The organism is Synechococcus sp. RS9902 (assembly GCF_014279635.1).
GTDB lineage: Bacteria > Cyanobacteriota > Cyanobacteriia > PCC-6307 > Cyanobiaceae > Parasynechococcus.
Map to the genome: position 1 here is coordinate 444,728 of NZ_CP047949.1, position 23,126 is coordinate 467,853.

Sequence of the window (23,126 nt, forward strand, 5' to 3'; positions counted from 1 at the left end):
TTGACCTGCGGTCTTCAGCGTCGTCAGGTTCCCCACGGAGAGCACCTGACGAAGAGGTGCCGTAACTGGATGGTCCGCAGGCAAGCGGAAGTGGGTTGGTGCCCGGAGGTGGCGTGATGAAAGAGGGATGGTTGATTGATGCCAACGACCATTGGGTCTGGAGATTCCATCGGGACAACTCCGCCTGGGTCAGAGACCCCAAGGTCTTCATTGACCGTGGTCGTCAGATGCCGGAAGGTCCGCCACTGCTTAAGGAGCGTCGGTATCTGAGGAAAGACGCCGCAGAACAGTTGTGGAAGTCGCTTCAGGCGCAGGGATGGAAACCTCTGAAGACGCCTGCTTGGGGCGCTGCTGCTGACGTTTAAGACGTTCGGCAAACCGTAAGCACAAATACTCAACAGGCAGTGTTAGACCAGTCGTATCGCATGAGAGCGAGGAACCCAGGAGGTCAAACACTCCTGGGTCTTTTCTTGGAAAACGCTCACAGCACCCACGATTCCCCCTCCGAATTGGAGATGGTGGTTTTCGCTTGGCGTCGTCCCGCCTGGCGACACGTTCAGTTTCCGAAGGACCGATAGGGATACCGGTCCTTTTTTTGTGCTTTTAAGAGGTAGTTCCGCTCATGCCCTGGCGCTCTGACCCGCTTTAGAACAGTGATGAGGTCAGAGACCGCTGAAGCAGTTAAACCAGGTCTCAACGACCTTCAGGGGGGCACCGCTTGCCCCCCTTCTTATTGCTTACGGACGACCGAACCCTGACCGGTCCTCACCACCACTTCTGACGGTTCTCCCACTCCTCACGGGAGAACACCAGGAGGAAGGTGATGGGGCGTCAAACGAGGGGACGTGGAGACCTCTGAGGGTGGGATTCCTCAGAGGTCTTTTCTTGGCACCCTGTGAGAGCGGAGCGACCCTCAAGTGAGCACCTCGGCAGCGGTTGAAGCAGAGCGGAACCGTCGTGCGCGGATGTGGAAGGCGATAGAGGAAATACAGGCACAACGCCCTCTCAAGTCCGATGAGGTGCGGGAACTGGGTTGCTATGGCAGCGCCCGTGGCATTTGGAGAGACACCAAGGAAACGAAGCACCTGACGCCATCGGGATGTGGTGTCGCTGTAGGCATCAGCAGCAGGGGGAAATACGAGGACGAGTTCACCGATGAAACCGCTCTCTACCGCTATCCCCTGACCCAGCAGCGAGGGCAGGACGAGGGGGACATCCGGTCCTTGCGATGGGCGTTGGAGTTCAACCTTCCTTTGTTCCTCATCAGGAGCGCAAACGCCAAAGGGGATCTGACGCACTCGGGCAAGTTCCGAAAGGTGGACAAGGTGTTCATCCTTCGGGACCTTCCTGACGCTGACGGAGTGGATGGAGAGGTCTTGCTGACCTTTTCTCAAGGGGGGAAGCGGGACTACTCGCTGACTCCCGATGAGGGTGGTTCCTTTGAAGAGCGACAAACCGCACTCAGGACCACCAAAAGCAAAAAGCGCAGTCAGGCGCTCTTCGTGCGGCGTGTTGAGGACAGGTATGGACCCAAGCGTTGTGCTGTCTGTGGTGCCCTCCCAGCGGTTGTTCAAGCAGCGCACATCAGACCTGTGGCAGAGGACGGCAGCGACTGGGATGGAAACGGCATCTGGTTATGCCAGAACCACCACTCGTTGTTTGACGCAGGCATCTGGTCCATCCGACCTGGGGACCTTGCTGTTGTTCCTGCTGATGGATATGACCTGTCCTCTTTGCTGATGGACAAGTCCGACCTGAAGCACCTGAGTGCCGCTCCGTTCCCCGATGCCGTGGAGTGGAGGTGGGAGTGGTTTCAGAGGCGCGCAAACGCTGATGCCTCAGGCGACTGAAAGCAGTCCACCAGGTCCAAAGGGGTGGGCACTCCAGGGGGTCTTTCCCTGTCCGTGGGTAGGGGAAATCTGGGGACCTTGCCTTGTCTGACCGAAGCGGCGCGCTCCCCTACTGCTCCCCTACCGATGCGGCAAAAGTCAATTAGGTGTTTGGGGCACTAAAAAGCACGTGATAACACCAGATATGGTGCTTTCACGTGCCTTTTGAGGCGTTATGGGAAATGCCAGGACCCAGATTTGAACTGGGGACACGGCGATTTTCAGTCGCCTGCTCTACCAACTGAGCTATCCCGGCGTGCCGCCGAAGCGACTCAGGAATCTTAAATCACCGCCTGCGCTCCTTTGCGGGGGTTCGTCCCAGGCAGATCAATCCAGCCACGTGGTGGCCAGCAGCTTCAAGGGCCTGACGGGCAGCCAAAGCAGTGGACCCGGTCGTGAGGATGTCGTCCACGAGCCAGACCGAGCTGTGGGCTCCTTGTTTGTCCATGGGGACGGCCCGGAACGCCCCGATCAGGTTGGTTTGGCGTTGGCGTCTGTTCAGATGGTGTTGGCTCAACCCGGCACGGGTGCGGTGCAGCAGCTCTGCCGTCGGCCGGCCCAATCCCAGGGCAATGCGCTGCGGCAGGGGGTTGGATCGTTGCCGCTTCCAGCTTGGAATCGGCACCAGCACGGCTGTTGCAGGCAGGGCGAAGCGCTCAGACAGCAGCTGAACCAAGGCCGCAAGCGCTTTGCCTTGGCGCGGTTGACGCAGCTTCAGCAGCAGCTGGCGCAAATTGCCTGCATAAGGCCCGAGAGCGCACCACGGCAAGGGCAGCAAGCCCTTGAGCCCCTCACAAGGGAGAGCAAGGGCATCGAGGCACGTGGTGCAGGGAGCCGTCGGCGGCAGCGGACTGTCCCAAGGTCCATCACAGATCGGGCAGCGGGGCTCGATCAGCAGAGCTTGGGCAAAGCTCAGGAGCGCACGATGCACAGCAGGTGGGTCGCTGCAACGAGCGTTCCCCTGTTGGGCTAAATCGCTCCGAGATCAGGCGCCTTCTTTGGGCATCGCCCGCAGCATGGCCACCAAGGTGCGGTGGGCGTCTTCGCTGTCGGTGAGTGTGTGATCAAAGGCAATGCTGATGCTGGCGCCATCCACCTCCAGTTCCATGGTTTCTGCTTTCACAGACACCATGCGCGCTGCAGCTGGATTGCTGACGCCGCCGTAGTGCTTGGCATAGGCGAGCACCGCTTCGGCATGGTCGTCGTTCATGTGTTTGCAGATCCGTGTGCTGACGGCATCAGTGAGGGTGTCTGCAGGCATTGGGATCAAACAGGTGAGTGCAATCTTTGCAGTGATCGGCTCAAGCGAAGCGCTCGATCAACAAAAGGCCGAGGCGAATGCCACTGAAGCCCACGTACCCGGCCAGAACGACGAAAAGGCCGATGGCCAGACCATCGCGGAGCTTGGTGGGCATGGGGGTGGGGCGTGATGCCGGAATTCTCACCCGACCAGGGCCTGTTGGGCCAGTCGCGCCACCCCTGCAGCAGGGGGAGTTTGGCAACTCGTTACGGCGCAGCCGATGCGGCGTTCCCGCAGCCGTCGCCATTGGGGATTGCGCGCTCCACCGCCGATGCTGATGATCCGCCTGGGTGCGGCAGCACCCAGATCGTTCAGGCGCTGCCAACCCTGCGCCTCGATCTCGGCGAGACCTTCCAGCAGTCCATGCAGATACAGGGCATCGCTCACCGGCCGTGGTTCAAGCACCGGCTGCAGTTCTGGATCATCCACAGGGAAGCGTTCCCCCGGGGCGGGAAGCGGCCGCAGGCGGAGTCCGCTGTCGGTGTCGGGGTTGATCTGGCGGCTCAGTTCTCTGAGTTGGTCGTCGCTGTAAAACCGCCGCAGCACACCGGCCCCCGCGTTGGAGGCGCCACCACAGAGCCAGCGTCCACCGACGTGATGGCTGGTTACGCCAGGCGCTTGCAGGGGGGTGTCGGTGAAGCACTTCATCACCAGGGTGGTTCCCAGCACGGTGATCCCATCTCCGGGGCCGGGATCGGCGGCGAGCACGGCGGCATTGGAATCCGTTGTTCCGGCAACGATGAGCAGATCGTTCGCCAGGCCCAAGGCCCTGGCCTGCTCCGGTGCGATCGTCCCGAGAATGCTGCCGCTGGGACGGATTTCAGGCAGTGCCTGCCGCCAGGACTGTTCGGCAAAACGGGCTGGCCAGCTGTTGGTGATCAGATCCCAACCCAGTCGCAGGTTGTTGCCTTCTTCCCCCCAGCGCCAATCGTTCAGCAGCCATCCGCTGATCCAATCGGCCTGATGCCGCAGCAGGATCGCCTCGCCATGGCAGTTGAGGAGCCGCAAGGCCCGGGCCAGGCTGCCGCTGCAGCTGGCGGCTGGACTACCTGGATCCACCAAAGGCTGCAGGGCTGACTGCAGCTCAGGGCAGCTCTGGGAATAGGCCAGTGCCCCCCCCAGTGGGGAACCATCGTGATCACAGGCCAGCAGCGTGCCGGAGGTGCCATCCACGGCGAGTGCTTGCAGCTGGGATCGCAGCTGGGCTGGGATTGCCCTGATCAGATTTCCACAGCCTTCGCGCCAGCTGTGGGGGTTGGCGAAGTCTCCGCCGTAGGCCTGGGATCGGCTGTCGAGAACCGCGCCGTTAGCGGCAACAACGGCTGTGCGGATTCCGCTGGTGCCCAGGTCGATTCCGAGCACCAGCGGTGAATCCGTCATGGCTTCAGGCCGCGGCGACCTGCTTCAGCTCCTGGCTTTTCGCTGTCACGTCTTCCCAGGGCGCGTTGAGGTCGTTGCGCCCGAAATGGCCGTAAGCCGCAGTGTCCTGATAGAAACGGCCGCCCCGTTGCTGGGGAAGGTTGCGCAAACCGAAGGTCTCGATGATGGCGCCGGGGCGCAGATCGAAGTGTTCCTGCACCAAGGCGGTGAGGGCATCGTTGGCCAGTGCGCTGGTGCCGAAGGATTCCACCAGGATCGAAACGGGCTTGGCCACGCCGATGGCGTAGCTCAACTGCACTTCGGCCCGTTCGGCGAGCCCTGCGGCCACAAGGCACTTGGCCACGTAGCGCGCGGCGTAGGCGGCCGAACGGTCCACTTTGGTGGGGTCCTTGCCGGAGAAAGCACCACCGCCGTGGCGGGCATAGCCGCCGTAGGTATCCACGATGATCTTGCGGCCGGTGAGACCGGCATCGCCCTGAGGGCCGCCCACCACGAACTTGCCGGTGGGGTTCACCAGATACTTGGTGGCCTCACGGGAGGGCTTGAGGGCCAGATCGGCGGTCGCCGGCTCCACCACATGGGTCCAGAGGTCTTCGGTGATGCGCTCGCGGATGCCCTGCTCATCACTGATCCCGTCGACTTCAGCGGTGTGCTGGGTGGAGATCAGGATCGTGTCGATCGAGACGGGCTTGTCGTTTTCGTAGACGACGCTCACCTGAGTTTTGCCATCGGGAAGCAGGTAACCCAGGGTTCCGTTGTGGCGCACTTCGGCCAGGCGGCGCGACAGCCTGTGGGCCAGGCTGATCGGCAACGGCATCAGCTCGGGCGTCTCGTTGCAGGCGTAGCCGAACATGATTCCCTGGTCGCCGGCACCCACCAGATCCAGGGGATCACCGGCATGGTCGTCGGCCTCGTTCACGCCCTGGGCGATGTCGGGGGACTGTTGGTCGAGGGCCACCAGCACCGCACAGCTGTTGGCATCGAAGCCACCGGCCCGGGCGCCGCTGTAACCGATCTCCTTGATCACGTTGCGCACCAGGTGGATGAAATCCACCTGTGCCTTGGAGGTCACCTCACCGGTGATCATGCAGAGACCGGTGTTCACAACGGTCTCGCAGGCCACACGGCTGGCGGGATCCTGGGCCAGCAGAGCATCCAGAACGGCGTCGCTCACCTGGTCGCAGATCTTGTCGGGATGCCCTTCGGTGACGGACTCGGACGTAAAGACGTATCGGCTCATTCGGCGCTCCAGATCGCGAGATTTTACGCGGCTGTGCTGAGGGCGAGGTCGGTCCAGCTGTTGAGCAGATGCTGGGCTGATGGCAGTTCCGGAGCACGCTTCCAGCCACCGGTGAAGCCGATCACGCCGCCGATACCGGCCTCGAGGGCCATCTGAAGGTCGGTCTCTGCATCGCCAACCAAGGCACACCGTTGGGGTGGCAGGCCAAGCCTGTTGCACAGCTCCAGAACGGCCTGTGGATCGGGTTTGCGCGGATGGTCATCAGCACTCCAGATTCCGGCAATGCCTGCGCCGAGCTGATGGTGGGCCAGGAACTCTTCAATGCCGGACCGGGTGTCGTTGCTGATCACAGCTGCGGTGACGCCCTGCTGATGCAGGTTCCGCAGCAGTTGCCCAGCCCCGTTGATCAACGGGCTTGGGGTTGTGTCGATCAGGCCCTCCTGGTCAACCGCGTCGAAGCAGGTGTGGGCCAGGGAGAGAGCCTGGGGCCATGAGCAGCCCATCAGGCAGAACACCGTTGCCGTCGAGGCGATGTTGTCCTGCCTGGAGGCAACCGCCAGGGTTCCGCCGGGATCAAGCATGCCTCGATCAACACCAAACGCTCTGCGCAGGGTGTGGCTCAGCTCAGAGGGGTTCAGCGCAGGGGCTTGTTCCTGAGCAACCTTGACGGCTTTGTTGATGCGTGCGTCTGCCAAGGCCAGCAGATGCGGCTCGCTATGGGAAAGGGTGCCGTCCTTATCGAACAGCACCCCTTGGAAATTGCCGATGGGATGTCCCTTCAGCAGCAGTTGGGCCATCAGGCTCAGATCATCATGGAGCTGATCGGATCTTCGCCCTCTTCGGCCTGCTCCATCAGCATCTGCTTGTAGCGAGCAGCCATTTCCTCGGCCTTCTCGAACACCTTCTGGGGGTCTGTCAGCATGTCGCCGGGTTCGGGCTCGAGAGCCTTCGTGGACAACGAAATCCGGCCGCGCTCGGCATCCAGATCGATGATCATCACTTTCATCTGATCATTCACGTTCAGCACCGAGTGGGGGGTCTCGATGTGCTCGTGGCTGATCTCGGAAATGTGCAGCAGACCGCTGACACCACCGATGTCGATGAAGGCGCCGTAGGGCTTGATGCCGCGGACGGTACCCACCACAACTTCGCCCACTTCCAGGCGATTCATCTTCCGCTCCACCAGGGCGCGGCGGTGGCTGAGCACCAGGCGGTTGCGCTCTTCGTCCACCTCAAGGAACTTCAGAGGCAGGAAGTCGGCAACCAGTTCTTCCTTCGGCTTGCGGGTGCTTATGTGGGATCCGGGGATGAAGCCCCGCAGACCTTCCACGCGCACCAAGGCACCACCACGGTTGGTGGCAAACACTTCGGAGTAGATGGTGGCGTCTTCCTTCTGGAGCTGGCGGACCCGCTCCCATGCCCGCTGGTATTCGATCCGACGGATCGACAGCGCCAGCTGACCATCTTCGTTCTCCTCACTCATGATGAAGAACTCACGGATCTCACCGGGCTGGAGCACGTCGCTCAGACCCTCGACCCGGTTGATCGACACCTCTTGCAGAGGCATGAAGGCAGCCGTCTTGGCGCCGATGTCGATCATGGCGCCCTTCGATTCCAGGGCGAAGACCGTGCCGTTGACGATGTCGCCAGGCTTGAAGTTGTAGTCGTACTTGCTGAGGAGAGCCGCGAACTCATCAAGGGTGAATCCGGCGTCGTCCAGGCTGCGGCTGGCGGCGCGGCTGGTTGGATCATCCGCAGTGGGGACGTCTTCAGGAATGCTCAGGTCCTCACCCTCAAACGCCTGTTCGGCGGCGGCGGTTTCTGCAGAGGCTTCTGTGGCGTTCGCGTCCTGAACCTGATCCTGGATCTGATCTTCTGTCGGAGTCGCAGACATGGGGGGCTGGCGGTCTACCTCAGGTGGGTAGTTCGAGAAAATCGCGTGGAACGCCCGCCGACGTTTCACGGAGAACTTCTGACTTTACAGACACGACCAACGGCTTTTTTGCGCAGCGATGCACTGCACGGGTTCAACGAATCGATTCAGCGCACTGGTTCACCAAACCGATTCAACGAACAGTGGCCAGATGGTTCTGTTCCTGATCGGCGTTCAGTGTTTCCAGGGTCGAGACGAAGTCGTCGATGCCTCGGAACTGGCGGTAGACGGAGGCGAACCGGATGTAGGCCACTTCGCTGATCTGTTTGAGATCCTTCAGCACGAATTCACCGATCTCGGTGCTGCTCACTTCCTTGCCGGTGCGTTGCTGGAGTTTCAGTTCGAGTTCTTCAACGAGGGATTCGAGCCGAGAGGTGTCCAAGCCCGTTTTCTCGCAAGCTCGATTCAAGCCGTGCAGCAACTTGCTGCGACTGAAGATTTCCCGGTTGCCGTTGCGTTTGATCACCGTGATCGGAACGGTCTCCACCCGTTCATAGGTGGTGAAGCGAAATTCACAGTTGAGGCATTCACGCCGTCGTCTCACGCTGCGTCCACCATCCGCTGCCCTGGATTCGAGAACGCGACTATCTGTGTTTTGGCAGGAGGGGCACTGCATCCCCGAGGGCATCAATTAGTTGCACCAACTGTAGACACTGATTTGAGACTTGAGAAGGGCCTCGTGGACATCAGTCTCATTTGAGGATTGCGTTGACGGCTGTTGCTGACGTGAGACTGAAGTGATCCGCTCGCGCGGGCGAGACCGGCTTGCGACGGTGGGTGATGGAAAGCATGAAAAAACCCCGCCTCGGCGGGGTTTTGGGAGATCAAATCACTTACCGATTTTCGGCGGATCGCGGAAGGCGATTGCGAAGAAGAGGGTGGCAATCGCGAGGGTAAGGATGAGGACGTAAGCGAAGCTTTCCATCGTGTTGTTCCTAGAGGGCGATCAGTTGAGGGGAGTTCCAGCGGGGGGAACGTAGCCCTCGGGCAGGCGACGGGTGGTTTTGTCACCGAGCTTGGCGAAGAGGCCAAACTCCACCTGATCTCCGAGGTCGGGATCAATACCAGCGAACACGTCGCGGTACAGGGTGCGGGCACCGTGCCAGATGTGGCCGAAGAAGAACAGCAGCGCGAAGGTGGCGTGGCCGAAGGTGAACCAGCCGCGTGGCGAGCTGCGGAACGTGCCGTCAGAGTTGTAGGTCTCACGGTCGAAGTCGAAGGCTTCACCCAGCTGAGCCTTACGGGCAAGGCGCTTCACGTCGGCAGGGTCAGTGAAGGTCTGGCCGTCCAGTGCACCACCGAACACCTTGGCGGTCACGCCCTGTTGTTCGAAAGAGAACTTGGCTTCCGCACGACGATAAGGAATGTCGGCGCGGACGATGCCTTGCTCATCTTCCAGAACGACAGGGAAGTTCTCGAAGAAGTTCGGCAGACGACGGACTTCGAGGTTGCGACCTTCTTTGTCGCTGAATGCGATGTGGCCAACCCAAGCGGTTGCCAGACCATCACCGTTCACCATCGGGCCCACACGGAACAGACCGCCCTTGGCAGGGCTGTTGCCGACGTAGTCGTAGAAGGCAAGCTTCTCAGGGATAGCCTCGAAGGCTTCTTCCTGGGTAGCGCCATCGTCCATCGCGGTTTGTACACGACGGTTGATCTCAGTTTTGAAGTAGCTCTGATCCCACTGGTAACGGGTGGGGCCAAACAGCTCGACGGGAGTCGCAGCAGAGCCGTACCACATGGTTCCAGCCACGATGAAAGCGGCGAAAAAGACAGCTGCGATGGCGCTGGCCAGAACGGTTTCGATGTTGCCCATCCGGAGCGCTTTGTAGAGACGCTCGGGCGGACGCGTGGTGATGTGGAAGATGCCGGCAATGATGCCGACGATGCCAGCAGCAATGTGGTGGGCAACGATTCCACCGGGATTGAAGGGGTTGAAACCTTCGGGTCCCCAAGACGGTTGAACCGCCTCGAGATGACCTGTTAGTGCATAAGGGTCAGAGATCCACATGCCTGGCCCGAAGACGCCAGTGAGGTGGAAAGCACCGAAGCCGAAGCAGCCGAGTCCAGCGAGAAGTAGGTGGATGCCGAAGATCTTCGGCAGGTCGAGAGCAGGCTCGCCGGTGCGGGGGTCCTGCCAGATCTCAAGATCCCAGTAGGTCCAGTGCCAGATGGCGGCCAGCATCATCAGGCCGGAGAAAACGATGTGAGCGGCAGCGACGCCCTCGAAACTCCAGAAGCCGGGATCAACACCAGTTTCACCGGTGATGCTCCATCCACCCCAGCTGCCGGTCACGCCTAGGCGGGACATGAAAGGCATCACGAACATGCCCTGACGCCACATCGGGTTCAGGACAGGATCAGACGGATCGAAAATGGCCAGCTCATAGAGAGCCATGGAGCCGGCCCAGCCGGCTACGAGGGCTGTATGCATGAGGTGCACAGCCAGAAGGCGGCCCGGGTCATTAATGACAACGGTGTGCACCCGATACCAGGGCAATCCCATGGGTCAGGTTCGGGGGACAAGACTGCTTATGCAGTCAGACATGGGCGATCGTAAGGGCTTCAGTCCATGGGGCGGGGGAAAAGTGACCTGCCCGCAACGGTCAGTGACATGAAAGTCGGGGCCCTGCTGTTCACAAAACGCAATGCTTCAGCCCATGATGGGGGTTGGTTGCTTGTGAGCTCATGCCCGTTATCCGGTTTGTTCGCGAAGGGCGTGATGTGGAGTGTTACCCCGGTGAGAATCTGCGTGAGGTGGCCCGTCGCGAGGGGATCGAGCTCTACGGCCTGAAGGGGCAGCTGGGCAATTGCGGAGGGTGTGGTCAGTGCATCACCTGCTTCGTTTCCGTGGTCGACGAAGACAACGCCGATTCGCTGACGGCACGCACTGCCGTCGAAGACAGCAAGTTGCGCCGTCGACCTCAGGAGTGGCGTCTGGCATGCCAGGCCCTGGTGGAGAAGTCCGTCATGGTTCTCACCCGGCCTCAGGTGAGGCTCGCCAATGCCGATTCGAGATTGGCTGCGGCCAGGCAGGCCCCGCTGCCGGCGGGTCCCACGGCATGGCCAGCGCCTCCGGCCAGTGAGCTCGATGAGGAAGAGCAGGATGGGGGCGATGGCGACGGCCGAGATGCCAAGGCTGCTACCGCCGGTGACGAGGCCTAGGGCAGACGCTCCCCAGGCCTCTTGTCGGTGATACCTTCGCCTGGATCCCTCCAACGGCCATGGAAACCAACGATCTCGGATTCGTCGCCAGCCTCCTGTTCATCCTGGTTCCGGCGATCTTCCTGATCGTGCTCTACATCGGCACGCAGAACAACGAGGCCTGATTCAGCCTTGTTCAGGCTCACGCACCAGCAGCACAGGGGCTGGTGCGTGCACTCGGATGTAGTCGCTGACTGATCCGCCCAGAAGCTTGTCCAAATCCACCAGTCCTCTGGCGACAAGAGGACGTCGGTCTTGAGAGGCGATGACCACCAGGTCGGCGTTGCATTCCGATGCAGACAGGCAAACACTGCGACCGATGTCCTTCCCTTCGGTGTGGATGGCTTTCATGTCGACACCGAAACCCCTGGCCCGCTGAACAGCGGCGTCAAGAACCTCGTCTGCTTTTGTGCGGCCTCCCCGGGAGGGTGCTGACTCCTGGCGTACGACATGGACGCCGGTGAGCGTTCCGCCAGGGATTTCACGCACCAGTTCGCAGGCCGTGCGCAGAGCGTCGTCCCCAACGCCTGTTCCGTCGATCGTCACCATCACGCGGTTGACATGCTTGACGTAGAGGTCATCCCGCACCAGCAGCATCGGCCGCGTAGACAGTTGAAAGACGTATTGGCTGGTGCTGTTGGCCAGGATCGATTGAAGCCGTCCCAGGCCGCGGGATCCCATCACGATCAGGTCGGCCTGAACTTCATCGGCAACCTTGAGCACGGTCTGTTTGGTGTCGCCCTCGCGAATCAAGGTGCTCACGCTTGACGGGCTCAGGCCCATGCGCGTGATTGCGCTGTTCAAGAGGTTTTCTGCTTCGTCGCGATGGCCGTCGGATTGCGACTTGCTTTGCTCCGACACCACATGCAGCAAATTGATTTTTGCGGCCTTCAGGCTGGGAATGTCCTGGAGCATCCGGATCATTTCCTCGACGTGACCCTTGCCCGAGTCGGCAATCAGAAGGTTCCTGAACACAGGGAGATGAAGCAGCCTCTGCGGAAGCCTATGGGTGGTTGCCTCCGTGGAGAGAAGCTGATGTCACAGCGTTACGCGGATCATGTTCACCCTGATCAAGCGTGTGCTTCCGCAGCACACCGATTACGCCGGTGTGATGTGGCATGGGGCCTATGTGCAGTGGCTTGAGGAGGCCAGGGTTGAGGCCCTCCAGGCTGCGGGCCTTGGCTATGCCGCCATGACCGCGATGGGTGTCGATATGCCGGTGGTGTCCCTTCACCTGGATTACCGCCAGCCGCTCCAGCACGGCGACGAAGTGTGTGTTGAAAGCCGATGCCCTGGTCAGCAGGGGGTGCGCTGGCCATGGATCTCACGCTTTGTCTGCGGAGACGCGGTGGTTGCGGAGGCGTCGGTGAATCTGGTGATGGTGCGTGAGGGGCGCGTGCTCAGGCGCGTGCCGGCGCAGCTGCAGGAGGTGATGGATCGGCTGGTGCGTCAATCGCTCTGAATCGAACCCTGAGCCACCGCTGCCGTGCTAGTACGCATGTACTTGCTCGGGGCTGGTGCGGGGGTGGTGGTGGCTCTGGACCTGTTGCCCTGGCTTGGGCAACGCCCGCATGGCTGCTCTGCGCAGGCTTTGCCGCGACCAAGCCATCGGCCCTGATCAGCTTTGGGGTTGGCCGATCGAACGCTTGGGCCAGGCGCTGGCTTGGCCGGCGCACTGTTTGCGCGACGTTGAGCGTTACAGGTTCGAGCACGGGGCTGCTCCGAAGCTTGATGTGCCTGCTTGTGCCCTTTTGCCGGGTGATCCTGATTGGCCTCGTTGCCTGGATGATCTGCACTCACCCCCTTCAGGGCTCTACGTCGAAGGGGATCGATCGCTGCTCCGGCACATCCATGCCCGCACGGCCATCGCGGGGGTGGGCACGCGTTCCGCCTCGGACCATGGTCTTGCCATGGCTGAAGAACTGGGCCGTGGTCTGGCTGAGGCGGGTTGGCCCGTCCTTAGTGGTCTTGCGGAAGGAATTGATGCTGCAGCCCATCGCGGCTGTTTGGCCAGAAACGGTGCACCCATCGCGGTGTTGGGGACACCCTTGGACCGTGTCTATCCAGCCCACCACCGATCGTTGCAACAGCAGGTCGGCAGGCAAGGGCTGTTGATCAGTCCGAGTCGGTCCGGCTGCCGTGTGCGCCCAGGGCACTTCGCGGCGCGGAACCGTTGGTTGGTGGCCTTTGCCCAGGCGCTCGTGGTGGTGGAGTGTCCGCAACGCAGCGGAGCACTGATTTCGGCCCGCTGGGCGAGCCGGTTGCAGTGCCCCGTGTGGGTGGTTCCGGGGGATGCCCGCCGTTGGTCCTGTCGGGGCAGCAATGCCCTGCTTCGCGATGGTGCAACTGCCTTGATTCACCCTGAGGATCTGCTCGCTTCCATTGGCGAGGGCCCGTTGAAGTCAGAGGAGTCACGCGGCAAGCATCAGCGGTTGATGGAGGCCATTGGCTCAGGGGCGACCTTTGATCAGCTGGTGCTTCGTTTGCAGTGCTCCCCTGCTGAGCTGGCCCCCCAGCTTTTGGCGCTCGAATGTCGGCGCGAACTGCTGTGTGAATCTGGATTGCATTGGCGCAAGCCTCGGCCTTGAGAGACTGCACAACCGTTGCCGGCACTGATGTGTTGCAGTGGCGGCGCCAACAACTCGCCCGGGGTGGCACCGCGGCTGATCTGGATTGGTTGCTTGATCTGGCCGCTGGTCTTCGTTGGGCCAGCCTGCAACGGCTGTTGCTGGACCCCACGCGCACCGTCGCCCTGGAGCAGTCCCTTGAGGTGCTCTCTGAGCTGTGGGAGCGTCACCTTCATGGGAATGTTCCCCTCCAGCACCTGGTTGGGCTCTGCCCTTGGCGGGATGTGCTGCTTGAGTCGTCACCTGCCGCCTTGATTCCCCGTCAGGAAACGGAACTGCTGGTGGATCTGGCCATGAGCCAGTTCAAAGCCACCCCTCCCGCTCGTTGGGCTGACCTCGGCACTGGTTCAGGAGCCATCGCTGTGGCTCTGGCCCGTGCCTGGCCCACGGCACCAGGGCATGGCGTTGACCTCAGTTCCGATGCCTTGCAGTTGGCAGAACGCAATCTTGAGCGTTGCGCCCCGCATCACAACTGTTCGCTGCACCTCGGGTCGTGGTGGTCTCCCCTCAAGAGCTGGTGGGGAAGCCTGGATTTGGTGGTCAGCAATCCTCCATACATCCCCAGTGCTGTGGTTGACGGTCTTGAGGCTGTGGTGCGTGACCACGAACCTCACTTGGCGTTGCTTGGGGGAGCAGATGGCTTGGATGCGATCCGCAGCGTGGTGGATGGCGCCCTAATGGGGCTGTCGCCTGGAGGTTGGCTTCTGCTCGAACACCACCACGACCAGAGCGCTCAGGTGACGCAGCTGCTGCGGGATGCCGGCTTGGTGGAGGTCAGAGCGGCCGCTGATCTTGAGGGGACCCTCCGCTTTGCGCTTTCTTGCAAACCTGCCGCATCAAGCTGATGCAAAGCCTGCGATGAAGGAAGGATTCATGCCTGCTCCGGTTCTGGCCGCCTCCGACCTGACGCTGCTGCTTCGTGCCGGTGAAGCCGCCATCATTCCCACCGACACGCTGCCTGGCCTGGCGGTGCTTCCCGATCAAGCCCAGACCCTCTGGCGCTTGAAATGCCGACCAGCCGATAAGCCCCTCATTTTGATGGGTGCATCCGTCAATGACTTGCTCCAAGAGGTTGAGGGACCCTGCCATCGGGAGGTTGAAGCTTTGGCTGAGCGCTATTGGCCTGGAGCGCTCACGCTGGTGTTGCCTGCCCGTGATGGTGGTGCGGGCCGGTATCTCAACCCAGGTGGAACAACCCTGGGCTGCCGCATTCCGGCCTGTGAGCAGACCCGCGCGCTGCTTCAGATCAGCGGGCCGTTGGCCACCACCAGTGCCAATCGCTCCGGTGAACCCGCCAGCACGACCGCAGCAGAGGCGGCTCTGGTTTTCCCTGATGTCGCGCAGCTGGGTCCCCAGCCCTGGCCTCAACCCTCGGGCCAGGCCAGCACGGTGTTGGTCTGGGTGGAGGAAGGACGCTGGCGCCTGGTGCGCCGGGGTGCTGTGATTCCAGCAGGGGTTGAGGTGCTCGAGTGATCTCGCTTGTTGGGCTCTGCCTGCTGGTGATGGCCTTGCTTCATTGGGTGCTGGAACCCCTTGAAGCTGTCTTCACCTGGACGCTTCAACTGAAACTTCTCCCCTGGCTGTTGGGGTTGTTCTTCATCTGGCTGCTGGCAGGCGAATCAGACCGCAATACATCGCCCTAATCCAGGTCAAGCCGGCTAACGGATTTGAACCGATGGCCTTCGCTTTACAAAAGCGCTGCTCTACCGCTGAGCTAAGCCGGCATGGGCTGCATCGTACCGGCTGCAAGGCGATTCAAGGCGGGGTCTTGATCGCTAATCAGCCAAAGCACCAGCTCGAGTCGATTGCGACATCCGCTTTTCCGGAGTGCCCTGCTGATGTGGCACTCAACGGTGCGATGACTGATCACCAACCGCTGGGCGATGGCTCGGTTGTTGAGGCCTTCGAGCAACAACAGCACCACCCGCTGTTCAGCGGGGGTGAGGAGGTTCGGGATTCGAGGTTTCAAGCTTGAGCAGGTTGCTGCTCAGAGGGTTCCACCTTTGCGGGTTGGGCGATCGGGCGACGGATCGGCAGGTTGGCCACCAGGGCGGTGACGCGGTCTTCCGTCTCGAGGCTCACATCACCTTCAGCGAGGTCGATCTCCACGTAGCGGGCCACTACTTCGAGGATCTCGCGCCGCATTTGTTCGAGCAGCTCAGGATTGAGGTCACTGCGGTCGTGGGCCAGCACCAACTGCAGCCGCTCTTTGGCTGTTTCTGCACTGGCGGGCTGACGGCGCAGGAGTTTGTCGATGAATTCCTTGAGTGTCATCGCCTCAGAAAATCCGGGTTTGCATCAGCTTGCGCATCCTGGCGCGGAGGCCGCGGCGGGCCTGGGAGGGGTCCATCAGAGGTATGTCTTCACCCTGAAGCCGTTGAGCGATGTTGCCGTAGGCCTGGGCCGCTGGGGACGACGAATCACTCAGGGTCAAGGGTTCACCGCGGTTGGTGCTCACGATCACCTGTTCGTCTTCAAAAACAAGCCCCAGAAGAGGTAACGCCAGGATGTCGGTGACGTCGTCCACCGAGAGCATTTCCTGGTTCGACATCATCTTCGGCCGCACCCTGTTAAGCACGAGCTGCACCGGCTGCACGCCCTGGGTGTTCAGAAGCCCGATCACACGATCAGCGTCCCGCACGGCGGCCACTTCAGGGGTGGTAATCACCACTGCTTCTCGAGCTGCGGCCGCGGCATTTTTGAATCCGTCTTCGATGCCTGCCGGGCAGTCGATCAACACGTAATCGAACTGGCGTTCCAGCAGAGCAACGATGGCCTGCATGTCCTTGGGCTTGAGCCACTCGAGCATCCGAGGATTGCCCGCAGGGAGCAGGGCCAGATTGGGCTCCTGCTTGTGCTTCACCAGAGCTTGCTCCAGTCGGCAGGTCTCGGCCAGCACCTCCTGAGCGGTGTAGACGATGCGGTTCTCCAGGCCCAGGAGCAGATCGAGGTTCCTCAGACCGAAGTCCGCGTCAAGAACCACAGTTTTGGCGCCTTGGCGGGCAAGGGCGATCCCAAGGTTTGCCGTGGTCGTTGTTTTTCCGACACCGCCTTTGCCAGAACAGATGAGGATGGTTCGGGTCGTCGACACCAGAGTTCTGCTTTGGTGCGGCAAGAATAATCTGGCTTTTGAGCCTGACAACGACGTCAGCGTTTTTGAAAGCTCTGGATGACGGCGGGTTCAATGGCGATCACGCCATCCTTGAGCTCGGCCTGTTCGGCCAAACCTGCCTGGGGCAGATCCTCGGGGCCTCGGGCGACAACGTCAGCAATCCTTAGTTGCAGTGGCCGCAGCTGCAGGGCAACGATTTTCGCGGTTGTTGACCCCTCACATCCGGCATGGGCCACGCCCCGCAGGCGACCCCACACCAAAACATCAGCGGTTGAACTGATCCGCGCTCCGGGATTCACATCGCCATAGAGAAGGATGGTGCGCTCGCTTTGGAGATGGTCGCCGGAGCGAAGGGTTCCGTGGTGAAACAACAGCTCGGAAGGGGCTGCCGTCACAGGATTGGGCTGGAGTTCACGGTTGGACGGCGTGTTGGACCGGCTTGCGCCCAGTCCCAAGGCTGAAGCACTCACAATGGTCTCGGCTGCCTTGCCGGTGATGCGTCCGAGTTGATGGCCTGCCTCGCTCACGGCGGCGCACAAATCAGCGAGGTCGCTGCAGGTCAGGACCCAGTCCCCGCAATCGAGATCAACAATCGGCTGGGAACACCTGCTCAGCAGATCCGGCAAACGATCCCTCCAGTGATCAAGGCGCTGGTCGGGAAGCCTCAAGGTCATGGCTGCTTCACGCTGCTGCTGCTCGGGGCCATTCAACGTCCATCTCCTGCCTGAGTTCGTTGCTGATGTCGCGGGGGTGAATCAACCAGGAGGTTGCCGCCGAGGTCGCCAGACTTGCGACAAGGGGAGAGGCTTTCTCCAGGGCTTGGAGTTGTTGCCCGTCCCAGAGGCGCAAGCCGCCTCGATAGGGGTGGTATCCGCGCAGCTGTTGATGACGCAATCCGCAGCAGAGTTCAGGGTCGTGGCCATGACGATCGGCCAGGCGCCTGGCTGTTGCGAGCAATTGCAGTTGATCCGCCGGGGAAAGATGTTCAACGGCAGTTGCTTTGAGCAGGCGTCGATCCAGGAAACGCCCACTCAGTTCAGCCAGGGCTGCTGGCGCTTCGGCTTGCCAACGCTGGAGGTGGTAGCCGGTGCGTTGGTCATCGTTAGCGAGGAAGTCCTCCAAGCGGATCTGGTCTGGTTGCCAGAGCCAGGTGGCCATCACCTCATCAGCCCACACCTGGTCAGGCCCCAGTTGTCGAGCCGTCAGGATCAGTTTTTCCAGCAGCCAGTTGCACACCACATTCAACCGGTGGTTGTAGACGCTCCTGTACATGAGGTTTCTCACCACCAGGTAGTGCTCCACAGCCATCAGGCCCTTGGGATGAATGGCCATGTCCCCGTCAGGGGCCAGGGTCAGTGCTCCCAGGATGCGGTCGAGATCCAGTTGCCCGTAGCGCGTTCCGGTGCTGTAGCTGTCGCGCAGGAGGTAATCCAGTCGGTCACAATCCAGCTGACTGCTGACCAGGTGTTTGATCAGGGGGTGAGGGCTGCGTCCATGCTCCAGCAGGTTCGCCACCGCCTCAGCCGTGCCGGATGCATAGCTCTCAAGACAGTCATGGATCTCTGGGTGATGCCGGATCACCCGCGCTGACCACGCTTCATGGTGCAGGCCGAACATCTCTTCGCCGGTGTGGCTGAGGGGGCCATGGCCAATGTCATGGAGCAAAGCAGCTCCGTAGAGCAGCCCCCGGTACGTCTCCAACTCGGCTGCCAACGGCAGCATCCGCTCAAACGCACGGCGTGCCAGATGAAAGACCCCCAGCGAGTGGGTGAATCGACTGGATTCAGCGCTGTGAAAGGTGAGGTAGGCCGGACCCAGCTGGCGGATGCGTCGCAGGCGCTGGAATGGCGCCGTGTCCACCAGGTCCATCACCATTCCCTCGGCTGGGGCTTGGCGGTCAAGACCAATGCCGCGATGCAGAGGGTCGTGATAGGTCCGCTGGCTCATGCCTCGGTCTCTTCAGCGGGTTGTTCCAGCAGGGCCTCCATCCATTGCTCAGCTTCCGAGAGCCAGCGATCACCGTCACCGCCGGGGTTCAGGGGTTCCGGATCTGACAATCCACGATCGGGAGCGATGCCTTCCCCTTGGATGTCCCGTCCACTCGGTGTCACGTAGCCAGCAACGGTCACGGCGAGGCCGCTGCCATCACTGAGGTTGGTCAGCGTTTGAATCAGCCCTTTGCCGAACGTCTGTCTTCCGAGAAGGGTGGCGCGTTCGTTGTCCTGGAGGGCGCCAGCCAGGATTTCACTCGCACTGGCCGTTCCTCCGTTCACAAGGGTGACCATCGGTCCGTCGTACACCGTCTGAAGACTGGCCTGGATGGTGTCATTGATGCCCTCGCGGTTGCGGGTTTCAACGATGGCGCCACCGGAAAGGAAGTCGTCGGCGACCGCCAATCCAGCGCTCACCAATCCTCCTGAATTGTTGCGGAGGTCGAGCACCAATCCTTCGATCTCCTTGTTCTGCAGTTCTGTGAGGGCTTCTTTCACCTGTTCGGGGACCCCTTCGCTGAATTGGGTGATCCGCAGATAGCCAAGGGTGTGACTGTCGCTGCGCAAGCGCCTTGTGCGCACCGGCCTGAGGTCCACGCTGCGGCGTTCCAGGGTCAGCTCGCTTGTTTCTCCGCTGCCGTTGTCCAGCGTCAGCACCACCTGCGAACCCACGTCTCCACGCAGCGCTGCCACGGTTCCCTCCAGACCCAGATCCACCACGGCCCGGCCATCAACAGACAACAACTGCGTTCCACTGGTGATCTCCGCCTCGCCGGCGGGTGAACCCTCGAGGGCAGAAATCACCACAACGCCATTGCTGCTTTCATCCGGCCCGAGTTGCAAGCCCACACCGCTGAGGCTGCCGTTGGTGCTGTTCTTCAGCGCTGTGTAGTCCTCTGGACGAAGCAGCCGCGTGTAGGGGTCGCCCAGCTGAGCCAGCATCGATTCGATGGCTGCATAGGCATCGTTGCTGCTCTCGATGCTGCGTTCCATGGCCTTCTGCCGTTGACGCTTCCAACGCACCGCATCAAGTTGCTCTGGGTTCCAGAAGCCCTGGTTCACAAGCCTCCAGCTGTCCACCACGAGCTGTTGTGTGTCGCTAAGTGCAAAGGCTGTGCAGGCGCTGCCCAGCACCAAAAAGCAGCAAAGAGACGCTGCGATCAGTTGCCTCAGCGCCTGAAAACCTCTGCGCCGCAGCCAGTCTGAAAGATCGTTAACAGTTGGATACATCGCGGTGGGTTCGCCTCAGTGGCAGAAGCGTGCTCAGTAGACTTTCGCAACTCGAGCCCGCTTGTGCATGGCGAACTCATCACCGGTTTACGACTGGTTCCAGGAACGTCTGGAAATCCAGGACATTGCTGACGACATTGGTTCCAAGTACGTGCCCCCCCACGTCAACATCTTTTATTGCCTGGGGGGCATCACGTTGGTGTGCTTCCTGATCCAGTTCGCGACTGGGTTCGCGATGACCTTCTATTACAAGCCCACCGTTGCTGAGGCTTACAAGTCGGTCGAATACCTGATGACCGACGTCAGCTTCGGTTGGCTGATCCGGTCTGTGCACCGCTGGAGCGCATCAATGATGGTGTTGATGCTCATCCTCCATGTGTTCCGCGTGTACCTCACCGGCGGCTTCAAGCGTCCCCGCGAGCTCACTTGGGTCACCGGCGTGACCATGGCTGTCATCACCGTGTCCTTCGGTGTGACCGGTTACTCCCTCCCCTGGGACCAGGTTGGTTACTGGGCTGTGAAGATCGTTTCCGGCGTCCCTGCTGCCATCCCTGTTGTTGGCGATTTCATGGTGGAACTGCTTCGCGGTGGCGAAAGCGTTGGTCAGGCTACGCTCACTCGCTTCTACAGCCTTCACACCTTCGTGATGCCCTGGCTGCTGGCGGTCTTCATGCTCATGCACTTCCTGATGATTCGGAAGCAGGGCATTTCTGGTCCCTTGTGATCTGCGTTCCTACTGTTCCCTCAACACCTGGACTAAACGATGCACATTCTCAAGAAGCCTGATCTCTCTGATCCCAAGATGCGGGCCAAGCTCGCCAAGGGCATGGGCCACAACTATTACGGGGAGCCTGCCTGGCCCAACGATCTCCTCTACATCTTCCCGGTGGTGATCCTCGGCACCATCGCCTGTGTGGTTGGTCTGGCCGTCCTGGATCCAGCCATGCTCGCTGACAAGGCTGATCCCTTCGCCACCCCTCTGGAAATTCTTCCTGAGTGGTACCTCTACCCCGTGTTCCAGATTCTGCGGGTTGTTCCCAACAAGCTTCTGGGTATTGCTCTGCAAACCTTGGTTCCCCTGGGTCTGATGCTTGTTCCTTTCATCGAGAGCTTCAACAAGTTCCAGAACCCTTTCCGTCGTCCCGTGGCGATGACTGTCTTCCTGACCGGAACCCTTGTCACCATCTACCTCGGTATTGGTGCAGCACTTCCGATCGACAAGTCCCTCACCCTCGGACTGTTCTGATCTGTCCTTTGAGTTCAGCTCATAGACCCCGGCTCGTCGAGCCGGGGTTTTTTTGTGCCATGGCTGCTGTGGTTCGTCAGTGACCCATCGATTCGTCGAGGTTGAGCATCAGCACGTCGTCTGGGTTGACGTGGAGAAAGTGGTGCATCAGCAGAAAACCAACGATGGTCCAGGTCTGATAGGTGCGTGATTGCTGTCCAACCCAGGTTCCTGTGGGGCCATCGAAATATTCAGCCCACTGTTGACGGGGCAGTTGGTTGAGATGGCTCCAGTAGCACTCGTCCAACAGCGTTTTCATTTGCCCCATCAGCAACACGTCGGCCTGGGGATTCAGCCGTTCGTGCAGAAGGATGGACGCACCAAAAAACCAGAGCAGGCTCGGCCAGTGGCCACCGTTGTGATAACTCCAGGGCCAGTTCTTGGGGTCGGAGCCCGTTTTGTTCTCCCATTCCACGCCCTCCATGGGGGGATGACAGATGCGCATCGGCATCTGGGCCATGAGGTGGTCACGGTTGTGCAGCACCAGTCGGAACAGGGCCCGTTGCTGTGGCGCGGTCAGTAACCCGAACAGTGATGCCAGGGAATTTCCCAAGGAGTAGAAGCGGAAATCCGGTCGTCCGGTCCGCATGTTGCCGATCATGTAACCGCCACGATTTTCGAGCCAGTCCTGCAACCAGTCGGGTATGACCTGGGGTTGAACGTTGAATTCGTTGTGGTGCTGGTTTTCGCCGTACTGCTCCGTGGGGCGTCGCCGAAGCACTTGCATCGTTTTGCTGGTCACCCAGTAGTGCTTCAGCAGGAACTGCCGCAAGTCATGGGTCCACTGCCGGCTCAGCCGCAATCGTTCCCCCAGAAGAACGCTGTTCTCGTGGCGTTGGCAGAGTTCCATCAGCCCAACGCAGCTGCGCAGCGCTGCGAAGAGCAGCACCTCCACTTCCAGTGGAGCGCCCCACACGTCCATGGGGCGATCAATCATGAACGCGCAGTCGGGAACGAACAGCACCGGTGTGCCTTCGAAGCTGGGGTGAAGAACCAGATCGAGCAGCAGTTGTAAACCGCGTTGCACTTCTGGACTGCGACCGAAGTCGATGTCCCCACTGCGTTTGACGTAGATCCAGCAGAGAATCGGCCACCAGAGGCTTGCATCCACTGAGGTGATGCGACCGATCGAGCGCTGGCCATAGTCCGCAACCAGTTCTCCTTCTTCCTCCACAAAGCTGGTGGGGAAGACACCGCGGGTTTGAACGTTGGTGCTTTGGAGCTGAAGGCTGACGCTCAAAAACTGCTTCACGATGGCGAAGCGGCCTTCCAGCATCAGGTAGACCATCACGGGAACGTTGTCCCGCAGGAAGATTTCGCCGTAGTTGAGGGCGTCGTCAGCGCGGCGATGTTCCATCGCGGCAACGCTGCCGGCGAGTTCCCCCTGGACGCCAATCAGCGTGGCTTCGAAGTGTTCCCGTGCTTTTTGCAGCACCTGCTCTTCGTTTGAGTTGGGGCGGAAACGCTGGCTTTGTTCGGTGAAACGCGTTGGCATCGCGGTGACCTCCAACTGAAACGTAGTTCTGGCAATGGATTTCGCCAGTGGAAGCAACCCTTCAGATCTTCCGGGGGATGGGCATGTTGCGAGAAGAGGGCTCAGTGGGTTATGTTTTTGGACTGCGCGGGAGCCGAGAGGCTGCTGTGCAGGCCGAAGCGCTTGAGGCGAAAGCCTTGATGTGTCTGAGGCGACTTACGAGACCAGAGGGAGCGATCCCACGGTGTTGTAAGTTCATCAAGCGGTCGCGAGAGGCCGCGATGACCAGCCAACCGATCTCCTGAGAGGGAGTGAAGAGACGTTTGGTCGCACCTGGACAATTGAAAAGTTTAGGAACTGACGCTTTTATCGCGTTTGGTTCTGAGCCGAACCGCAAGGTGAGGTGAGGAACCGAATGATATTGCGATAAAGGTGTGAGGTCCCGTCAAAATATTTCGTTG

Annotated in this window: 28 protein-coding genes and 2 tRNA genes; 11 read left to right on the plus strand and 19 right to left on the minus strand. The window is 60.7% G+C overall.

What is annotated here, in order from left to right; all coding sequences use genetic code 11:
• The first annotated feature begins 116 nt into the window (after positions 1-116).
• On the plus strand, positions 117-365 hold the full coding sequence (locus SynRS9902_RS02285) for a DUF1651 domain-containing protein (RefSeq protein WP_186509826.1): 249 nt from the start codon (positions 117-119) through the stop codon (positions 363-365).
• Between the two features lie 552 nt (positions 366-917).
• Complete coding sequence (locus tag SynRS9902_RS02290) at positions 918-1,850, plus strand: HNH endonuclease (protein ID WP_186509827.1); 933 nt, start codon at positions 918-920, stop codon at positions 1,848-1,850.
• Between the two features lie 222 nt (positions 1,851-2,072).
• Here SynRS9902_RS02290 and SynRS9902_RS02295 read toward each other — a convergent pair.
• The 10 genes from SynRS9902_RS02295 to psbB all read right to left on the minus strand — a co-directional run bounded on the left by SynRS9902_RS02295 (position 2,073) and on the right by psbB (position 10,248).
• Positions 2,073-2,145 (minus strand) — tRNA-Phe (locus tag SynRS9902_RS02295).
• Positions 2,146-2,175: 30 nt separating this feature from the next.
• Positions 2,176-2,820: a ComF family protein gene (locus SynRS9902_RS02300; RefSeq protein WP_255446175.1), complete on the minus strand. Its 645-nt coding sequence runs from the start codon at positions 2,818-2,820 to the stop codon at positions 2,176-2,178.
• 54 nt (positions 2,821-2,874) lie between these two features.
• On the minus strand, positions 2,875-3,150 hold the full coding sequence (locus SynRS9902_RS02305) for a DUF2470 domain-containing protein (RefSeq protein WP_186509828.1): 276 nt from the start codon (positions 3,148-3,150) through the stop codon (positions 2,875-2,877).
• A gap of 180 nt (positions 3,151-3,330) precedes the next feature.
• Entirely contained in the window at positions 3,331-4,569 is a 1,239-nt protein-coding gene (locus tag SynRS9902_RS02310) for an FGGY-family carbohydrate kinase (protein ID WP_186509829.1), read from the minus strand.
• 4 nt (positions 4,570-4,573) lie between these two features.
• A complete protein-coding gene (gene metK / locus SynRS9902_RS02315; RefSeq protein ID WP_114987395.1) occupies positions 4,574-5,809 on the minus strand; it encodes a methionine adenosyltransferase in 1,236 nt (411 codons plus the stop codon).
• A gap of 23 nt (positions 5,810-5,832) precedes the next feature.
• Positions 5,833-6,606 carry an HAD family hydrolase gene (locus tag SynRS9902_RS02320; protein ID WP_186509830.1) on the minus strand — a complete coding sequence of 258 codons (774 nt, stop codon included), beginning with the start codon at positions 6,604-6,606 and terminating at the stop codon, positions 5,833-5,835.
• A 5-nt stretch (positions 6,607-6,611) separates the two neighbouring features.
• On the minus strand, positions 6,612-7,703 hold the full coding sequence (locus SynRS9902_RS02325; protein WP_115010536.1) for a 30S ribosomal protein S1: 1,092 nt from the start codon (positions 7,701-7,703) through the stop codon (positions 6,612-6,614).
• Between the two features lie 172 nt (positions 7,704-7,875).
• Complete coding sequence (gene nrdR, locus SynRS9902_RS02330) at positions 7,876-8,358, minus strand: transcriptional regulator NrdR (protein ID WP_186510489.1); 483 nt, start codon at positions 8,356-8,358, stop codon at positions 7,876-7,878.
• 213 nt (positions 8,359-8,571) lie between these two features.
• Entirely contained in the window at positions 8,572-8,667 is a 96-nt protein-coding gene (locus SynRS9902_RS02335; RefSeq protein ID WP_011128841.1) for a photosystem II reaction center protein T, read from the minus strand.
• Positions 8,668-8,688: 21 nt separating this feature from the next.
• Entirely contained in the window at positions 8,689-10,248 is a 1,560-nt protein-coding gene (gene psbB, locus SynRS9902_RS02340; RefSeq protein ID WP_114987403.1) for a photosystem II chlorophyll-binding protein CP47, read from the minus strand.
• 182 nt (positions 10,249-10,430) lie between these two features.
• Between psbB and SynRS9902_RS02345 the strand changes: the two genes are divergently transcribed.
• Together SynRS9902_RS02345 and psbM are read left to right on the plus strand one after the other, a co-directional pair.
• Positions 10,431-10,907: a 2Fe-2S iron-sulfur cluster-binding protein gene (locus SynRS9902_RS02345; RefSeq protein ID WP_186509831.1), complete on the plus strand. Its 477-nt coding sequence runs from the start codon at positions 10,431-10,433 to the stop codon at positions 10,905-10,907.
• A gap of 59 nt (positions 10,908-10,966) precedes the next feature.
• Positions 10,967-11,071, plus strand: coding sequence for a photosystem II reaction center protein PsbM (psbM, locus tag SynRS9902_RS02350; RefSeq protein WP_025362091.1), 105 nt, complete (start codon positions 10,967-10,969; stop codon positions 11,069-11,071).
• Position 11,072: 1 nt separating this feature from the next.
• On the opposite strand, the gene SynRS9902_RS02355 is transcribed toward psbM, so the two are convergent.
• Positions 11,073-11,921 carry a universal stress protein gene (locus tag SynRS9902_RS02355; RefSeq protein WP_186509832.1) on the minus strand — a complete coding sequence of 283 codons (849 nt, stop codon included), beginning with the start codon at positions 11,919-11,921 and terminating at the stop codon, positions 11,073-11,075.
• A gap of 82 nt (positions 11,922-12,003) precedes the next feature.
• Here SynRS9902_RS02355 and SynRS9902_RS02360 point away from each other — a divergent pair, with 82 nt between their 5' ends.
• The 5 genes from SynRS9902_RS02360 to SynRS9902_RS02380 are packed head-to-tail and all read left to right on the plus strand — an operon-like array spanning position 12,004 to position 15,216.
• Positions 12,004-12,408 carry a thioesterase family protein gene (locus SynRS9902_RS02360; RefSeq protein WP_186509833.1) on the plus strand — a complete coding sequence of 135 codons (405 nt, stop codon included), beginning with the start codon at positions 12,004-12,006 and terminating at the stop codon, positions 12,406-12,408.
• Between the two features lie 55 nt (positions 12,409-12,463).
• Positions 12,464-13,534: a DNA-processing protein DprA gene (locus SynRS9902_RS02365; RefSeq protein ID WP_370586317.1), complete on the plus strand. Its 1,071-nt coding sequence runs from the start codon at positions 12,464-12,466 to the stop codon at positions 13,532-13,534.
• The gene (gene prmC / locus SynRS9902_RS02370) at positions 13,531-14,418 is read left to right on the plus strand and encodes a peptide chain release factor N(5)-glutamine methyltransferase (RefSeq protein WP_255446176.1); all 888 of its coding nucleotides are present in this window, start codon (positions 13,531-13,533) and stop codon (positions 14,416-14,418) included. The genes SynRS9902_RS02365 and prmC overlap by 4 nt, the downstream gene beginning before the upstream one ends.
• 28 nt (positions 14,419-14,446) lie before the next feature.
• Positions 14,447-15,046 carry an L-threonylcarbamoyladenylate synthase gene (locus tag SynRS9902_RS02375; protein WP_186509835.1) on the plus strand — a complete coding sequence of 200 codons (600 nt, stop codon included), beginning with the start codon at positions 14,447-14,449 and terminating at the stop codon, positions 15,044-15,046.
• Complete coding sequence (locus tag SynRS9902_RS02380; protein WP_186509836.1) at positions 15,043-15,216, plus strand: hypothetical protein; 174 nt, start codon at positions 15,043-15,045, stop codon at positions 15,214-15,216. The genes SynRS9902_RS02375 and SynRS9902_RS02380 overlap by 4 nt, the downstream gene beginning before the upstream one ends.
• A 9-nt stretch (positions 15,217-15,225) precedes the next feature.
• Here the strand turns inward: SynRS9902_RS02380 and SynRS9902_RS02385 are convergent.
• The 7 genes from SynRS9902_RS02385 to ctpZ form a co-directional block, all read right to left on the minus strand.
• Positions 15,226-15,297: transfer RNA gene (locus tag SynRS9902_RS02385), tRNA-Thr, on the minus strand.
• Positions 15,288-15,542: a helix-turn-helix transcriptional regulator gene (locus SynRS9902_RS02390; RefSeq protein WP_186509837.1), complete on the minus strand. Its 255-nt coding sequence runs from the start codon at positions 15,540-15,542 to the stop codon at positions 15,288-15,290. The genes SynRS9902_RS02385 and SynRS9902_RS02390 overlap by 10 nt, the downstream gene beginning before the upstream one ends.
• Entirely contained in the window at positions 15,539-15,847 is a 309-nt protein-coding gene (gene minE / locus SynRS9902_RS02395) for a cell division topological specificity factor MinE (RefSeq protein WP_006851856.1), read from the minus strand. The genes SynRS9902_RS02390 and minE overlap by 4 nt, the downstream gene beginning before the upstream one ends.
• A gap of 4 nt (positions 15,848-15,851) precedes the next feature.
• On the minus strand, positions 15,852-16,664 hold the full coding sequence (minD, locus tag SynRS9902_RS02400; protein ID WP_006849989.1) for a septum site-determining protein MinD: 813 nt from the start codon (positions 16,662-16,664) through the stop codon (positions 15,852-15,854).
• A gap of 56 nt (positions 16,665-16,720) precedes the next feature.
• The gene (gene minC, locus SynRS9902_RS02405) at positions 16,721-17,359 is read right to left on the minus strand and encodes a septum site-determining protein MinC (protein ID WP_186510491.1); all 639 of its coding nucleotides are present in this window, start codon (positions 17,357-17,359) and stop codon (positions 16,721-16,723) included.
• Positions 17,360-17,366: 7 nt separating this feature from the next.
• Positions 17,367-18,632, minus strand: coding sequence for an HD domain-containing protein (locus SynRS9902_RS02410; protein ID WP_186509838.1), 1,266 nt, complete (start codon positions 18,630-18,632; stop codon positions 17,367-17,369).
• Entirely contained in the window at positions 18,629-19,906 is a 1,278-nt protein-coding gene (gene ctpZ, locus SynRS9902_RS02415) for a carboxyl-terminal processing protease CtpZ (protein ID WP_186509839.1), read from the minus strand. The genes SynRS9902_RS02410 and ctpZ overlap by 4 nt, the downstream gene beginning before the upstream one ends.
• A gap of 67 nt (positions 19,907-19,973) precedes the next feature.
• On the opposite strand from ctpZ, the gene petB reads away from it, so the two are divergent.
• Together petB and petD are read left to right on the plus strand one after the other, a co-directional pair.
• Complete coding sequence (gene petB / locus SynRS9902_RS02420) at positions 19,974-20,630, plus strand: cytochrome b6 (RefSeq protein ID WP_011363493.1); 657 nt, start codon at positions 19,974-19,976, stop codon at positions 20,628-20,630.
• A 39-nt stretch (positions 20,631-20,669) separates the two neighbouring features.
• Positions 20,670-21,152, plus strand: coding sequence for a cytochrome b6-f complex subunit IV (gene petD, locus SynRS9902_RS02425; RefSeq protein ID WP_006851144.1), 483 nt, complete (start codon positions 20,670-20,672; stop codon positions 21,150-21,152).
• Between the two features lie 76 nt (positions 21,153-21,228).
• Here the strand turns inward: petD and SynRS9902_RS02430 are convergent, their stop codons facing one another.
• Positions 21,229-22,686 carry a glycoside hydrolase 100 family protein gene (locus SynRS9902_RS02430; protein ID WP_186509840.1) on the minus strand — a complete coding sequence of 486 codons (1,458 nt, stop codon included), beginning with the start codon at positions 22,684-22,686 and terminating at the stop codon, positions 21,229-21,231.
• Positions 22,687-23,126: the final 440 nt, after the last annotated feature.

Bases quoted from the DNA above. Each gene is read 5' to 3' on its own strand.
- SynRS9902_RS02285 (WP_186509826.1), top strand. From the start codon at position 117: ATGAAAGAGGGATGGTTGATTGATGCCAACGACCATTGGGTCTGGAGA.
- SynRS9902_RS02305 (WP_186509828.1), bottom strand. From the start codon at position 3,150: ATGCCTGCAGACACCCTCACTGATGCCGTCAGCACACGGATCTGCAAA.
- SynRS9902_RS02310 (WP_186509829.1), bottom strand. From the start codon at position 4,569: ATGACGGATTCACCGCTGGTGCTCGGAATCGACCTGGGCACCAGCGGA.
- metK (WP_114987395.1), bottom strand. From the start codon at position 5,809: ATGAGCCGATACGTCTTTACGTCCGAGTCCGTCACCGAAGGGCATCCC.
- SynRS9902_RS02320 (WP_186509830.1), bottom strand. From the start codon at position 6,606: ATGGCCCAACTGCTGCTGAAGGGACATCCCATCGGCAATTTCCAAGGG.
- SynRS9902_RS02325 (WP_115010536.1), bottom strand. From the start codon at position 7,703: ATGTCTGCGACTCCGACAGAAGATCAGATCCAGGATCAGGTTCAGGAC.
- nrdR (WP_186510489.1), bottom strand. From the start codon at position 8,358: ATGCAGTGCCCCTCCTGCCAAAACACAGATAGTCGCGTTCTCGAATCC.
- SynRS9902_RS02335 (WP_011128841.1), bottom strand. From the start codon at position 8,667: ATGGAAAGCTTCGCTTACGTCCTCATCCTTACCCTCGCGATTGCCACC.
- psbB (WP_114987403.1), bottom strand. From the start codon at position 10,248: ATGGGATTGCCCTGGTATCGGGTGCACACCGTTGTCATTAATGACCCG.
- SynRS9902_RS02345 (WP_186509831.1), top strand. From the start codon at position 10,431: ATGCCCGTTATCCGGTTTGTTCGCGAAGGGCGTGATGTGGAGTGTTAC.
- psbM (WP_025362091.1), top strand. From the start codon at position 10,967: ATGGAAACCAACGATCTCGGATTCGTCGCCAGCCTCCTGTTCATCCTG.
- SynRS9902_RS02360 (WP_186509833.1), top strand. From the start codon at position 12,004: ATGTTCACCCTGATCAAGCGTGTGCTTCCGCAGCACACCGATTACGCC.
- SynRS9902_RS02375 (WP_186509835.1), top strand. From the start codon at position 14,447: ATGCCTGCTCCGGTTCTGGCCGCCTCCGACCTGACGCTGCTGCTTCGT.
- minE (WP_006851856.1), bottom strand. From the start codon at position 15,847: ATGACACTCAAGGAATTCATCGACAAACTCCTGCGCCGTCAGCCCGCC.
- minC (WP_186510491.1), bottom strand. From the start codon at position 17,359: ATGACCTTGAGGCTTCCCGACCAGCGCCTTGATCACTGGAGGGATCGT.
- SynRS9902_RS02410 (WP_186509838.1), bottom strand. From the start codon at position 18,632: ATGAGCCAGCGGACCTATCACGACCCTCTGCATCGCGGCATTGGTCTT.
- ctpZ (WP_186509839.1), bottom strand. From the start codon at position 19,906: ATGTATCCAACTGTTAACGATCTTTCAGACTGGCTGCGGCGCAGAGGT.
- petB (WP_011363493.1), top strand. From the start codon at position 19,974: ATGGCGAACTCATCACCGGTTTACGACTGGTTCCAGGAACGTCTGGAA.
- petD (WP_006851144.1), top strand. From the start codon at position 20,670: ATGCACATTCTCAAGAAGCCTGATCTCTCTGATCCCAAGATGCGGGCC.
- SynRS9902_RS02430 (WP_186509840.1), bottom strand. From the start codon at position 22,686: ATGCCAACGCGTTTCACCGAACAAAGCCAGCGTTTCCGCCCCAACTCA.